Raw genomic sequence first — 13,794 nt, forward strand, 5'->3', positions numbered from 1 at the left:
CTTTTTTGTATGATGTGCGACCCGTGCGCACAGGGCGCCGATTGAGGTTGAGCATGCAGGCTGTAGAAGTGAAGAGCTTCCTTGAAGGAAAGCTGCCTGGTACGCAGGTGGAAGTTGAGGGCGAAGGCTGCAATTTCCAGCTGAATGTGATCAGCGATGAACTGGCGGCGTTGAGCCCGGTGAAGCGTCAGCAGAGCATCTATGCCCATTTGAACCCATGGATCGCCGATGGCAGCATCCACGCGGTCACTATGAAATTTTTCAGCCGCGCGGCCTGGGCCGAGCGCACCTGAGCCCAAGGGCGTCGAGATTCTTATGGATAAATTGATTATTACCGGCGGCGTTCGCCTTGATGGCGAAATCCGTATCTCCGGGGCAAAGAACTCCGCGCTGCCGATCCTGGCCGCGACCCTGCTGTGCGATGGCCCGGTGACCGTGGCCAACCTGCCGCACCTGCACGACATCACCACGATGATCGAGCTGTTCGGTCGCATGGGCATCGAGCCTGTGATCGACGAGAAGCTCGCCGTCGAAATCGACCCACGCACCATCAAGACCCTGATCGCACCGTACGAGTTGGTGAAGACCATGCGTGCCTCGATCCTGGTATTGGGGCCGATGGTCGCCCGTTTCGGTGAGGCCGAAGTGGCGCTGCCTGGCGGTTGCGCCATCGGTTCGCGTCCGGTGGACCTGCACATCCGTGGCCTGGAAGCCATGGGCGCGGTGATCGACGTCGAAGGCGGCTACATCAAGGCCAAGGCGCCGGAAGGCGGCTTGCGCGGTGCGCACTTCTTCTTCGACACCGTCAGCGTGACCGGTACCGAGAACATCATGATGGCCGCTGCACTGGCCAAGGGCCGCAGCGTGCTGCAAAACGCCGCTCGCGAACCCGAAGTCGTCGACCTGGCGAACTTCCTGATTGCCATGGGCGCCAAGATCAGCGGTGCCGGCACCGACACTATCACCATCGATGGCGTCGAGCGCCTGCACTCGGCCACTTACAAAGTGATGCCGGACCGTATTGAAACCGGTACCTACCTGGTTGCCGCCGCCGTCACCGGTGGCCGCGTCAAGGTCAAGGACACCGATCCGACGATCCTTGAAGCGGTCCTGGAAAAACTCAAGGAAGCCGGCGCCGAAGTCACCTGTGGCGAAGACTGGATCGAAGTGAATATGCACGGCAAGCGGCCAAAAGCCGTCAATGTGCGTACGGCTCCGTATCCGGCGTTCCCAACCGACATGCAGGCGCAGTTCATCTCCCTCAACGCCATTGCCGAAGGCACGGGCGCGGTGATCGAGACGATCTTCGAAAACCGCTTCATGCACGTCTATGAGCTGCACCGCATGGGCGCCAAGATCCAAGTCGAAGGCAACACCGCCATCGTCACCGGCACTGAGAAACTCAAGGGCGCGCCAGTCATGGCCACCGACCTGCGTGCCTCGGCCAGCCTGGTGATCTCGGCCTTGATCGCCGAAGGCGACACCCTGATCGACCGCATCTACCACATCGACCGTGGTTACGAGTGCATCGAAGAGAAGCTGCAGATGCTCGGTGCCAAGATCCGCCGCGTACCGGGCTAGTCCAGGCTGCATGGGCGCAAGGACGCGCCTTTGATTTCGTTTCAGATCGAGGGTGGTTTCACCCTCGATGTGTGTCCGGCGCCGCTTGCGACCGGGCATGAGTACCTTGATAAGGACTGACGTTTCCCATGTTGACCATCGCACTGTCCAAGGGCCGCATCCTTGACGACACCCTGCCGCTTCTGGCTGAAGCAGGCATCGTGCCGACCGAGAATCCGGACAAGAGCCGCAAGCTGATCATCCCCACGACCCAGGCCGACGTACGCTTGTTGATCGTGCGCGCCACCGATGTGCCGACTTACGTGGAACACGGTGCCGCCGACCTGGGCGTTGCCGGCAAGGACGTCTTGATGGAATACGGCGGCCAGGGCTTGTACGAGCCGCTGGACCTGCGCATCGCCCGCTGCAAGCTGATGACCGCTGGCAAGGTTGGCGCAGCCGAACCCAAGGGGCGCCTGCGGGTAGCGACCAAGTTCGTCAACGTCGCCAAGCGCTACTACGCCGAACAAGGCCGCCAGGTCGATATCATCAAGCTCTACGGCTCGATGGAGCTGGCGCCGCTGATCGGCCTGGCGGACAAGATCATCGACGTGGTCGACACCGGCAACACGTTGCGAGCCAACGGCCTGGAGCCCCAGGATTTCATCGCCGACATCACCTCCCGGCTGATCGTCAACAAGGCTTCGATGAAAATGCAGCACGCCCGTATCCAGGCTCTGATCGATACCCTGCGCAAGGCAGTGGAATCGCGACACCGCGGCTGATTCACCTGCGCGACCTTGAGTCGCGCCCGTCTATCCGCGTCATAGCCAATTTTCTCAGGTGCCCACGCGAATGGACTGGTAGCTTAGGGCGCCTGAGCATTTGCCATTAATGAGGCCCTCGCTATGACCGCTCCCACCTCGATTCGCCGACTCAACGCTGCCGACCCGGATTTCGCACATCATCTGGATCATCTGCTGAGCTGGGAGAGCGTGTCCGACAATTCGGTCAATCAGCGCGTGCTGGACATCATCAAGGCCGTGCGCGAGCGTGGCGACGCGGCCCTGGTGGAATTCACCCAGAAGTTCGACGGCCTGCAAGTTGCCTCGATGGCCGACCTGATCCTGCCGCGCGAGCGCCTGGAACTGGCCTTGACCCGAATCACCGTGCCCCAGCGCGAAGCGTTGGAAAAAGCCGCGTCCCGGGTGCGCAGTTATCACGAACGACAAAAGCAGGATTCGTGGAGCTACACCGAAGCCGATGGCACGGTGCTGGGCCAGAAAGTCACGCCGTTGGATCGCGCCGGCCTGTATGTGCCGGGCGGCAAGGCGTCCTATCCCTCCTCGGTGCTGATGAACGCGATTCCGGCCAAGGTCGCCGGCGTGACCGAAGTGGTCATGGTCGTCCCGACCCCACGTGGCGAAATCAACGAACTGGTGTTGGCTGCCGCGTGTATCGCCGGTGTGGACCGAGTGTTCACCATCGGCGGCGCCCAGGCCGTGGCCGCCTTGGCCTACGGTACTGAAAGCGTGCCGCGGGTCGACAAGGTAGTCGGCCCGGGCAACATTTATGTCGCCACCGCCAAGCGCCACGTGTTTGGCCAGGTCGGTATCGACATGATCGCCGGCCCTTCGGAAATCCTCGTGGTGTGTGACGGCCAGACCGATCCGGACTGGATCGCCATGGACCTGTTTTCCCAGGCCGAGCACGACGAGGACGCCCAGGCGATCCTGGTCAGCCCGGACGCCGAGTTCCTCGACAAGGTCGCCGCCAGCATCGACAAGCTGCTGCCGACCATGGACCGCGCCGAAATCATCAACACCTCGATCAATGGCCGTGGTGCGCTGATCAAGGTCGATGACATGGAGCAGGCCATCGAAGTCGCCAACCGCATCGCGCCGGAACACCTGGAGTTGTCGGTTGCCGATCCCCAAGCCTGGCTGCCGAAGATTCGCCATGCCGGTGCGATCTTCATGGGCCGCCACACCTCCGAGGCGCTGGGCGACTATTGCGCCGGTCCGAACCACGTACTGCCCACTTCCGGCACCGCGCGCTTCTCGTCGCCGCTGGGGGTGTATGACTTCCAGAAGCGCTCATCGATCATTTTCTGCTCGGAGCAGGGCGCGTCCGAACTGGGCAAGACTGCCTCGGTGCTGGCCCGTGGCGAATCGCTGAGCGCCCACGCCCGCAGCGCCGAGTACCGCATCAAAGACGAACAGGAAGGGAACTGAAATGAGTAAATTCTGGAGCCCGTTCGTCAAGGACCTGGTGCCGTATGTGCCCGGCGAACAGCCGAAGCTGACCCGCCTGGTCAAGCTCAACACCAACGAGAATCCCTACGGCCCGTCGCCCAAGGCCCTCGCGGCGATGCAGACCGAACTCAATGACAATCTGCGCCTGTATCCGGACCCCAACAGCGACCTGCTGAAAGGCGCCGTCGCCCGGTATTACGGTGTGCAAACCAACCAGGTATTCCTGGGCAATGGTTCGGACGAAGTGTTGGCGCACATCTTTCACGGCCTGCTGCAGCACGACCAGCCGGTGCTCTTCCCGGACATCAGCTACAGCTTTTACCCGGTCTATTGCGGGCTGTACGGCATCCAGTTCGACGCGGTTGCGCTGGACGAGCAATTCCGCATTGCCCCGGCGGACTATGCCAAGCCGAACGGCGGGATCATTTTCCCCAACCCGAACGCGCCGACCGGTTGCCTGCTGGCGCTGGAAGCGGTCGAGCAGATCCTCAAGGCGAGCCCGGATTCAGTGGTCGTGGTGGACGAGGCTTATATCGATTTTGGTGGCGAGACAGCCATCAGCCTGGTGGACCGCTATCCAAACCTGCTGGTCACGCAAACCCTGTCCAAGTCTCGCTCGCTGGCGGGGTTGCGCGTGGGCTTGGCGGTGGGCCATCCGGACCTGATCGAAGCGCTGGAGCGGATCAAGAACAGCTTCAACTCCTACCCGTTGGATCGGCTGGCGAATGTCGGCGGCGCGGCGGCATTCGACGATCGTGAGTATTTCGACCGCACCTGCCGGTTGGTCATCGAGCACCGCGAATGGGTGGTGGCCCAGTTGCAAGCCAAGGGCTTTGAAGTGCTGCCGTCGGCGGCCAACTTCATCTTTGCTCGCCATCCCAAGCACGACGCGGCGGGACTGGCGGCGAAGCTGCGTGAGCAAGGCGTGATTGTGCGGCACTTCAAGCAGGAGCGCATCGCGCAGTTCCTGCGGATCAGCATTGGCACGCCGGAGCAGAACCAGGCGCTGATCGACGCCCTAGGCGAGCTCTAAAGCCCTGCATGGATCCTGTGGGAGCGGGCTTGCTCGCGAAGGCTGTGTGTCAGTTAACGCCAGGATGACTGACCCAACGCCATCGCGAGCAAGCTCGCTCCCACATTGATTTCAGGGCGTCCTAACGATCAGCGACACTGAAGTCCTTTGTGGGAGCGAGCTTGCTCGCGATAGTGGCCAGATCAGCTCCCACAATTTCAGCGCTTACTCGTGATGCGGCTCGCCAAGGAATGTCAGCGAGGTAAACACCCCGCGCGTCGCGACATCCTTGTTGTCCTTGAGCGGGATTTCCATCTGCGCGGCGATCACGTTCAGCCCCTCATTGCGCACGAGTACCTTGGCTCGGCCTTCGGCATCGGTTTCGGTGCTCACAGTGCCCGGCGCGCTACGGTAGTCCCCCACCAATTTCACCCCTGCCGCCGGTTTGCCATCAAGCAGCACCCGCACCGGTAACGACTGGCCGGGGCCGACGGTGAGCGGGTCGATTTCCGGCACGATGACGAATTTGATCTGATCCAGCTTCGGCAGCTTCGCCCCCGGTTCATAGATCGCCAGGCTGTACTTGAAGGTTTGGGTCGACTCGATCGCCCCGGGCACCTTGCTGCGGCCTTCGTTGATCCATTTTTTGTCAGCGGTCTGCGACCACATGCCATTGTCCAATGCGACGGCCAGCACGGCCGGCGGCTTGAGAGGCTGCAGGCGAGCGTGGTCTGGCAAGCGTTCCACCGTGACCGGAATCATCTTGCCTGCCAGGTCGTAGGCCCAGGCGCCACTGATTTTCTGCGCTTTGAAGGCGTTGTCCTCGGCGCCATGACCGTAGATCACTTCGACGTTGCCGCGTCGTTGCTCTGTCCACAGGCCGTGGGCCGAAGCCTGGGTGGCCAGGAACAGGCCGAGCAGGGCGAAGGTCTTGGGGTATTTCATGCTGACTTCCTTTATAGATCGAGGGTGAGGCTGACAGTGAAGTTGCGCGGATCGCCGGGAGTGACCCAATAATTGCTGTAGGAGCGTTCGTAGTATTTTTCGTCGAAGACGTTGTTCAGGTTCAGGCCCACGGTGACGGTGTCGCTGGCCTTGTAGTGGGCCAGCAGGTCCACGGTGTGGTAGGCGGGCAGTTCGAAGTCCTTGCCGGCCTCACCCGAGCGATCGCCGACGTAAGTGAACGCCGCGCCGAGATCCGAGCCGCGCAGCTGCCCATCCTGGAATTCGTAGACGCCGAGCAGGCTACCGCTGCGCTTGGCGACGCCGAGGATCCGGCTGCCCGAGGGGATGACCTCGTCGCCCTTGGTGACTTCTGCATCGATGTAGGCGAAGGCGCCGATCACTCGCACCGCGTCAGTGAGCTGGCCGGTCATCTGCAGGTCGATGCCCTGGCTACGGGCCTTGCCCACGGCGCGACTGAAGTCGGTCCCGGCGACTTGCGTCAGGACGTTTTCCTTCTCGATGTGGAATGCCGCCAGCGTGGTGCTCAGGCGGTTGCCGAACAGTTCGCTCTTGATTCCGGCTTCGTAGCCAACGCCTTCCTCCGGATTGAAAGTCTTGCCATCGGCATCCAGGCCATTGTTGGGTTTGAACGAAGTGGAAATGTTGGTAAACAGCCCGACCTCTGGCGTCAGTTGATACAACAGGCCGGCCCGCTGCGTCAGGGCGTCATGGCGTTGGCGGCTGGTCACGTCGTTGACGTGGTTGTCGATGCTTTGCTCGAAATGTTCGTAGCGCACGCCGAGCAGGCCGCGCAGTTCGTCGGTGAAGACGATCTGGTCCTGCAGGTTTACGGCCCTGCTTTCGACATGCTCGAAGAAGTCCGTGCCGGAGCGCGTGCCGTTCGGTTTGGGCTGGCCGTAGATCGGGTCGTAGATGTCGATCGGATAGGCGCCGCCAGCGATGGTCGTCACGCGCTCGTTCTTGCGGTAATCCTCGTATTCCGTGCCGATCAACAATTCGTGCTGCCAGGGACCGAGGTCGAAGAGGCCGCGCAATTCAAGTTGGGTGATGCTGTCGTGCCAATTGTTGTCGCGCTCACGGTAGCGGCGGTTCACCGTGTGGCCGTCAGCGTTCAGCGGGCGCGCTTCCGAAGCGAATCCCCAGAGTTCACCCTGCTTGTAATGGCTGGCCAGGCGCAATTGCCAGGCGTCGTTGAGCTGATGTTCAAGAGCGGCCTGGAGCATGTTGTTGTGGTTGTCGATGTCGCCGTCGTTGGGTTCGCCCAAAAAAGTCGAGCGGGACACGCCGCTCCAGCGATTGTTCGGGGCGACAACGCCTCGGTCGAATGTCGAACTGTGGCGAACGATTTCGCTTTCCACCAGCAAGCGTGTGTCCGGGTTCAGTTGCCAACTGAGGGAAGGCGCGACGAAGACGCGCTTGCTGTCGACATGGTCGCGAAAGCTGTTGTTGTCCTCCACTGCCAGGTTGACCCGTGACAACACGTTACCTTCGGCGTCCAGCGGCGTATTGACGTCCAGGGCGGTTCGGTAGCGATCCCAGCTGCCGGCGCTGGTTTGTAATGTGGTAAAGGCTTCCGGTTGGGGTTTCTTGGTGACGATGTTTACCGTACCGCCCGGATCACCGCGGCCATAGAGGCTGGCCGCCGGGCCTTTTAGTACTTCGATGCGCTCGATGTTGGCCGCATCCGGGGTGCTCGGATAACCGCGGTTGGCGCTGAAACCGTCCTTGTAGAATTCCGATGTCGTGAAGCCGCGCACGCTGTATTCGTAGAGGGTCAGGCCGCCGAAGTTGTTCTGCTTCGATACGCCGCCGGCGTATTCCAGCGCTCGTTCGACATGGGTGGTGCCGAGGTCCTTGAGCACGCTGGCGGGAATGACGCTGATCGATTGCGGGACGTCGCGCAAAGCTGTGTCGGTCTTGGTGGCGCTGGCGGAACGGGTCGCCCGGTAGCCCGAGACGGGGCCGGTGGGGGATTCGTAGTCGGACGTCACGTTGATGGCGTCCAGTTCCAGCGGTTGGATTTCTTCGGCGAGGGCGGGGTCGCCAAGCAGGCCCAGCGCGAGACTGGCAGCGGAAATCCGTTTCAGGGATGACATGTTATGTTGTTCCAATTGCTAGAATTGAAACAATATAACACTACTAATGAGAATTTATGCTATCTCTATTTTTCAGGAAAAAATTGAGTCGAACGCCGTTTTTGTGGCGAGGGAGCTTGCTCCCGCTGGGTCGGTCCGACGCTTCGGGCGTAGCAGCCCCAACAGGATCGGATGCGGTCGGTCTGATATTTTGAGGTGACAGGTTTTAGGGCCGCTGCGCGACCCAGCGGGAGCAAGCTCCCTCGCCACAGGGGATGGAGTTTTACTGTTCTTCCTTAAGCACCACCGGTGCTGGCGGCGGGCGCAGGCCGATCTCAGCCGTGAGCTTGAGCTCCTTGCCGTTGCGCATGACTTGGATCGTCACCTTGTCGGTGGGTTTGATCCGGGCCACCTGGTTCATCGAGCGACGGCCATCCCCCGCCGGTTCTCCGTCGATGCTCAGGATCACGTCGCCCAGTTGCAGACCGGCCTTCTGTGCCGGGCCGTCGCGGAAGATTCCGGCTACCACGATGCCGGGCCGCCCGGACAAGCCGAATGACTCCGCCAGTTCCTGGGTCAGCGGTTGTACTTCAATGCCCAGCCAGCCACGAATCACCTGGCCGTGTTCAATGATGGATTTCATCACCTCCATTGCCAGCTTCACCGGAATGGCAAAGCCAATGCCTTGGCTGCCGCCGGACTTGGAGAAGATCGCCGTGTTGATCCCGGTGAGGTTGCCATTGGCATCCACCAGCGCGCCGCCGGAATTGCCGGGGTTGATCGCGGCGTCGGTCTGGATGAAGTCTTCGTAGTTGTTCAGGCCCAGCTGGTTGCGACCGGTGGCACTGATGATGCCCATGGTCACGGTCTGGCCGACGCCAAACGGGTTGCCGATCGCCAGGGCCACGTCGCCGATGCGAATGCTGTCGGAGCGGCCGATGGTAATGGCCGGCAGGTTCTTCAAATCGATCTTCAGCACCGCGAGGTCGGTTTCCGGATCGCTGCCAATCACCCGGGCCAGGGTTTCACGGCCATCCTTGAGCGCCACGACAATCTGGTCGGCACCGCTGGTGACGTGGTTGTTGGTCAGGATATAGCCTTCCGGACTCATGATCACACCCGAACCCAGGCTCGACTCCATGCGCTTCTGCTTGGGCGAGTTGTCACCGAAGAAACGCCGGAACTGCGGGTCTTCGAACAGCGGATGGTTGGGTTTGTTGATGACCTTGGTGGTGTACAGGTTCACCACGGCCGGTGCGGCGGTGGTCACGGCGTCGGCGTAGGACACCGGCCCCTGCTGCACGGCTTTGGTTTGCGGCGCTTGCTGCAGGTTGACGTCAAGGCTTGGCAACCCGACCCATTCGGGGTAGCGCTGGATAATCAGGAGAGCGACAAGCACGCCAGCCAACAGCGGCCAGCCGGAAAAACGCAGCGCCTTGAGCATTAAGCACGTCCTACAAAGGTTGCAGGCGGTATGAGACCGCCCATAATGTCGCGCATTATACGAGGCCGCGCGCGCCTCTGAACGGGATATTTAGGAGTTCTTTTCATGGCTGTCGCCCTGAGCACCCTGGTCGAAGAAGCGGACCGTTACCTGGCAAGCAGCCGGATTGCCGATTATTGCCCCAACGGCCTGCAAGTCGAAGGCGCCCCGCAAGTCATGCGTATCGTCAGCGGTGTGACGGCCAGCCAGGCCTTGCTCGATGCAGCCGTCGAAGCCGACGCCGACCTGATACTGGTGCATCACGGTTATTTCTGGAAAGGTGAAAACCCCTGTATCACCGGGATGAAGCAGCGCCGGCTCAAGACGTTGCTCAAGCACGACATCAGCCTGTTGGCCTATCACTTGCCGTTGGACTTGCACGCCGAGGTCGGCAACAACGTGCAGTTGGCCCGTCAGCTGGACATCACTGTCGAAGGGCCGCTGGATCCGGATAATCCCAAGGTTGTCGGCCTGGTCGGTTCCCTGTCCGAACCGATGACGCCTCGGGACTTTGCCCGCCGGGTCCAGGAAGCCATGGGCCGCGAGCCGTTGCTGATCGAAGGCGAGCAGATGATCCGCCGGGTCGGCTGGTGCACGGGTGGCGGCCAGGGTTACATCGACCAGGCGGTGCTGGCGGGGGTTGATCTGTATCTCAGTGGCGAGGCATCGGAGCAGACGTTCCACAGCGCGCGGGAAAACGGTATCAGCTTCATCGCCGCCGGGCACCATGCGACCGAGCGCTACGGCGTCCAAGCGCTGGGAGATTACCTGGCGCGGCGTTTTGCCCTGGAGCACATCTTCATCGATTGCCCGAATCCGATCTGACTGCTTATAACCCTATGGGAGCGAGCTTGTGTGGGAGCGGGCTTGCTCGCGAAGGCGGTGGGTCAGTTGCCGAAAGTGTTGACTGGCACAGCGCATTCGCGAGCAAGCCCGCTCCCACAAAAAGCCCACAGCACCCGAACCGGCAGGCATATCCATATGCTGTTTCGATCTAGTTGGCGCCCTGATTAGAAGAGGTCGCTGTGCTAGGATTCCCCGCTCGAACACGGCCCGCTGGCCGTTCATAAGAAAGCTTTCGTGAGTAGCCATGGTCGACAAACTGACGCATCTGAAACAGCTGGAGGCGGAAAGCATCCACATCATCCGCGAGGTGGCCGCCGAGTTCGATAACCCGGTGATGCTGTACTCCATCGGTAAAGACTCCGCCGTGATGCTGCACCTGGCACGCAAGGCGTTCTTCCCCGGCAAGCTGCCGTTTCCGGTGATGCACGTCGATACCCGCTGGAAATTCCAGGAGATGTACAAGTTCCGCGACCGCATGGTCGAAGAGCTTGGCCTGGACTTGATCACCCATATCAACCCGGACGGCGTGGCGCAGAACATCAACCCGTTCACCCACGGCAGTGCCAAGCACACCGACATCATGAAGACCGAGGGCCTGAAACAGGCGCTCGACAAGCATGGTTTCGACGCAGCCTTCGGTGGCGCCCGTCGCGATGAAGAGAAATCCCGCGCCAAGGAGCGCGTCTACTCGTTCCGTGACAGCAAGCACCGCTGGGACCCGAAGAACCAGCGCCCAGAGTTGTGGAACGTCTACAACGGCAAGGTCAACAAAGGCGAGTCGATCCGCGTATTCCCGCTGTCGAACTGGACCGAATTGGACATCTGGCAGTACATCTACCTCGAAGGCATCCCGATCGTGCCGCTGTACTTCGCCGCCGAGCGTGAAGTGATCGAGAAGAACGGCACGCTGATCATGATCGACGACGAGCGCATCCTCGAGCACCTGTCCGACGAAGACAAGGCCCGTATCGTCAAGAAGAAAGTGCGTTTCCGTACCCTTGGCTGCTACCCGTTGACGGGCGCGGTGGAGTCCGAGGCCGAGAGCCTGACGGACATCATCCAGGAAATGCTCCTGACGCGAACTTCCGAGCGCCAGGGCCGGGTCATCGACCACGATGGCGCAGGCTCGATGGAAGATAAAAAACGGCAGGGGTACTTTTAAGCTTCGAGTTACAAGCTGCAAGCTGCAAGTTAAAGGCGGTATGCGTAATTTGCAGCTTGTGCTTGCAGCCGGTTGTTGCGAGCCGCGAATGAGTGACTCGTAAATGGATTTCGAAAAGTTGGTTGTTTGGCAGAGAAGCAAGTGTCTGGCGGTGGAAATCTACCGGGAGTTTGCCCCATGCAGGGACCTTGGTTTCAAGGATCAAGTCACCCGCTCAGCACTTTCGGTGCCCTCCAATATTGCTGAGGGGATGGAGCGTCGCAGCGCCAAAGAAAAGGTACGTTTTCTTTGGATCGCGAAGGCTTCTTGTGGAGAGTTACGAACACAGATCCTCATAGGCAGCGACATTGCTTACATCGCCCAACCGCTGGCTGATAACTGGATTGCAGAAACTCGCGAGCTCTCAAAAATGCTCTGCGGCTTGATCAACAAAATTTCTGACTAGCTGTACGCCGACAAGCTTGCCGCTTGAAGCTTACAGCTCGGAGCTTGAACACAATGAGCCATCAATCTGATTTGATCAGCGAGGACATCCTCGCCTACCTGGGCCAGCACGAGCGTAAAGAGCTGCTGCGCTTTCTGACCTGCGGTAACGTCGACGACGGCAAGAGCACCCTGATCGGGCGCCTGCTGCACGACTCCAAGATGATCTACGAAGATCATCTGGAAGCCATTACCCGCGATTCGAAGAAAGTCGGCACCACCGGGGACGATATCGACCTGGCGCTGCTGGTCGATGGCCTGCAGGCCGAGCGCGAGCAAGGCATCACCATCGATGTCGCGTACCGCTATTTCTCCACCGCCAAGCGCAAATTCATCATCGCCGACACCCCCGGCCATGAGCAGTACACCCGCAACATGGCCACCGGTGCCTCTACCTGTGACCTGGCGATCATCCTGGTCGACGCGCGCTACGGCGTGCAGACCCAGACCCGTCGCCACAGCTTCATCGCCTCGTTGCTGGGCATCAAGCACATTGTCGTGGCCATCAACAAGATGGACCTCAAGAACTTCGACCAGGGCGTGTTCGAGTCGATCAAGGCCGACTACCTGAAGTTCGCCGAAGGCTTGAAGATGAAGCCCACCAGCATGCACTTCGTGCCGATGTCGGCCCTCAAGGGTGACAACGTGGTGAACAAGTCCGAGCGTTCGCCGTGGTACACCGGCCAGTCGCTGATGGAAATCCTCGAGACCGTGGAAGTGGCGGGCGACCGCAACTTCACCGACCTGCGTTTCCCGGTGCAATACGTCAACCGTCCGAACCTGAACTTCCGCGGTTTCGCCGGCACCCTTGCCAGCGGCATCGTGCACAAGGGCGACGAAGTGGTGGTGTTGCCGTCGGGCAAGAGCAGCCGCGTGAAATCCATCGTCACCTTCGAGGGTGAGCTGGAACATGCCGGTCCGGGCCAAGCCGTCACGCTGACCATGGAAGACGAGATCGACATCTCCCGTGGCGACCTGTTGGTGCATGCCGACAACGTGCCGCCGGTCACCGACAGCTTCGAAGCGATGCTGGTGTGGATGGCCGAAGAGCCGATGCTGCCAGGCAAGAAATACGACATCAAGCGCGCCACCAGCTACGTACCCGGTTCGATCGCCAGCATCGTCAACAAGGTCGATGTGAATACCTTGGAAGAAGGTCCGGCCAGCGCGTTGCAACTCAACGAAATCGGCAAGGTGAAGATCGCCCTGGATGCGCCGATCGCCCTGGACGGTTACGAGAGCAATCGCACCACCGGCGCGTTCATCGTCATCGACCGCCTGACCAACGGTACCGTCGGCGCGGGCATGATCGTGGCCCAGCCGCTGGCCCATGGCAGCAGCACCCACCACGGCAAGCTGGCCCATGTGTCGGTGGAAGAACGTACCCAACGCTTCGGCCAACAGCCGGCCACGGTGCTGTTCAGCGGCCTGTCGGGCGCGGGCAAGAGCACGCTGGCCTACGCGGTGGAACGCAAGCTGTTCGACATGGGCCGCGCAGTGTTCGTGCTCGACGGGCAGAACCTGCGTCACGACCTGAACAAAGGCCTGCCGCAGGATCGCAGCGGGCGTACCGAAAATTGGCGCCGTGCGGCCCACGTCGCCCGCCAGTTCAACGAAGCCGGCCTGCTGACCCTGGCCGCGTTCGTTGCACCAAGCGCCGAAGGGCGTGAACAGGCCAAGGACCTGATCGGCCGCGAGCGGCTGTTGACGGTCTACGTCCAGGCCTCGCCAGCGGTATGCGCCCAGCGTGATCCGCAAGGGCTGTACGCGGCTGCCGGGGATAACATCCCGGGCGAGTCCTTCCCGTACGATGTGCCGCTGGATGCTGACCTGGTGATCGACACGCAATCGCTGACGTTGGAAGAAAGCGTCAAGCAGGTGCTGGATTTGCTGCGCAAGCGTGGGGCGATCTAAGGGAAACAGCTGCAAGCTTCTAGCTTCAAGCGGCAAGT

The 13,794-nt window shown here is 61.0% G+C and carries 12 protein-coding genes; 9 read left to right on the top strand and 3 right to left on the bottom strand.

Annotated elements, in window-relative coordinates:
* Nucleotides 1–53 precede the first annotated feature (53 nt).
* The 5 genes from KSS97_RS05525 (at nucleotide 54) to hisC (ending at nucleotide 4,848) form a co-directional block, all read left to right on the top strand.
* On the top strand, nucleotides 54–293 hold the full coding sequence (locus KSS97_RS05525; protein WP_003221710.1) for a BolA family protein: 240 nt from the start codon (nucleotides 54–56) through the stop codon (nucleotides 291–293).
* Nucleotides 294–315: 22 nt separating this feature from the next.
* Nucleotides 316–1,581: a UDP-N-acetylglucosamine 1-carboxyvinyltransferase gene (gene murA / locus KSS97_RS05530; protein ID WP_030139864.1), complete on the top strand. Its 1,266-nt coding sequence runs from the start codon at nucleotides 316–318 to the stop codon at nucleotides 1,579–1,581.
* A 128-nt stretch (nucleotides 1,582–1,709) separates the two neighbouring features.
* Entirely contained in the window at nucleotides 1,710–2,345 is a 636-nt protein-coding gene (gene hisG, locus KSS97_RS05535; protein ID WP_030139865.1) for an ATP phosphoribosyltransferase, read from the top strand.
* Nucleotides 2,346–2,468: 123 nt separating this feature from the next.
* On the top strand, nucleotides 2,469–3,794 hold the full coding sequence (hisD, locus tag KSS97_RS05540; protein WP_217861260.1) for a histidinol dehydrogenase: 1,326 nt from the start codon (nucleotides 2,469–2,471) through the stop codon (nucleotides 3,792–3,794).
* A gap of 1 nt (nucleotide 3,795) precedes the next feature.
* On the top strand, nucleotides 3,796–4,848 hold the full coding sequence (hisC, locus tag KSS97_RS05545) for a histidinol-phosphate transaminase (RefSeq protein WP_198797767.1): 1,053 nt from the start codon (nucleotides 3,796–3,798) through the stop codon (nucleotides 4,846–4,848).
* A gap of 204 nt (nucleotides 4,849–5,052) precedes the next feature.
* Here hisC and KSS97_RS05550 read toward each other — a convergent pair whose 3' ends face one another.
* The 3 genes from KSS97_RS05550 to algW all read right to left on the bottom strand — a co-directional run bounded on the left by KSS97_RS05550 (nucleotide 5,053) and on the right by algW (nucleotide 9,312).
* Nucleotides 5,053–5,772 carry a DUF4198 domain-containing protein gene (locus KSS97_RS05550; RefSeq protein WP_217861261.1) on the bottom strand — a complete coding sequence of 240 codons (720 nt, stop codon included), beginning with the start codon at nucleotides 5,770–5,772 and terminating at the stop codon, nucleotides 5,053–5,055.
* Between the two features lie 11 nt (nucleotides 5,773–5,783).
* Nucleotides 5,784–7,889 carry a TonB-dependent siderophore receptor gene (locus KSS97_RS05555; RefSeq protein WP_217861262.1) on the bottom strand — a complete coding sequence of 702 codons (2,106 nt, stop codon included), beginning with the start codon at nucleotides 7,887–7,889 and terminating at the stop codon, nucleotides 5,784–5,786.
* A gap of 262 nt (nucleotides 7,890–8,151) precedes the next feature.
* A complete protein-coding gene (gene algW / locus KSS97_RS05560; protein WP_198797764.1) occupies nucleotides 8,152–9,312 on the bottom strand; it encodes a Do family serine endopeptidase AlgW in 1,161 nt (386 codons plus the stop codon).
* Nucleotides 9,313–9,417: 105 nt separating this feature from the next.
* On the opposite strand from algW, the gene KSS97_RS05565 reads away from it, so the two are divergent.
* The 4 genes from KSS97_RS05565 (at nucleotide 9,418) to cysN (ending at nucleotide 13,756) form a co-directional block, all read left to right on the top strand.
* Nucleotides 9,418–10,176 carry a Nif3-like dinuclear metal center hexameric protein gene (locus KSS97_RS05565; RefSeq protein WP_030139870.1) on the top strand — a complete coding sequence of 253 codons (759 nt, stop codon included), beginning with the start codon at nucleotides 9,418–9,420 and terminating at the stop codon, nucleotides 10,174–10,176.
* A 265-nt stretch (nucleotides 10,177–10,441) separates the two neighbouring features.
* Nucleotides 10,442–11,359 carry a sulfate adenylyltransferase subunit CysD gene (gene cysD / locus KSS97_RS05570; RefSeq protein WP_030139871.1) on the top strand — a complete coding sequence of 306 codons (918 nt, stop codon included), beginning with the start codon at nucleotides 10,442–10,444 and terminating at the stop codon, nucleotides 11,357–11,359.
* Between the two features lie 103 nt (nucleotides 11,360–11,462).
* Entirely contained in the window at nucleotides 11,463–11,804 is a 342-nt protein-coding gene (locus KSS97_RS05575) for a four helix bundle protein (protein WP_030139872.1), read from the top strand.
* A gap of 53 nt (nucleotides 11,805–11,857) precedes the next feature.
* Nucleotides 11,858–13,756 carry a sulfate adenylyltransferase subunit CysN gene (cysN, locus tag KSS97_RS05580; RefSeq protein ID WP_217861263.1) on the top strand — a complete coding sequence of 633 codons (1,899 nt, stop codon included), beginning with the start codon at nucleotides 11,858–11,860 and terminating at the stop codon, nucleotides 13,754–13,756.
* Nucleotides 13,757–13,794 lie beyond the last annotated feature (38 nt).

This window comes from Pseudomonas alvandae (assembly GCF_019141525.1).
In the GTDB taxonomy this organism is placed as follows: domain Bacteria; phylum Pseudomonadota; class Gammaproteobacteria; order Pseudomonadales; family Pseudomonadaceae; genus Aquipseudomonas; species Aquipseudomonas alvandae.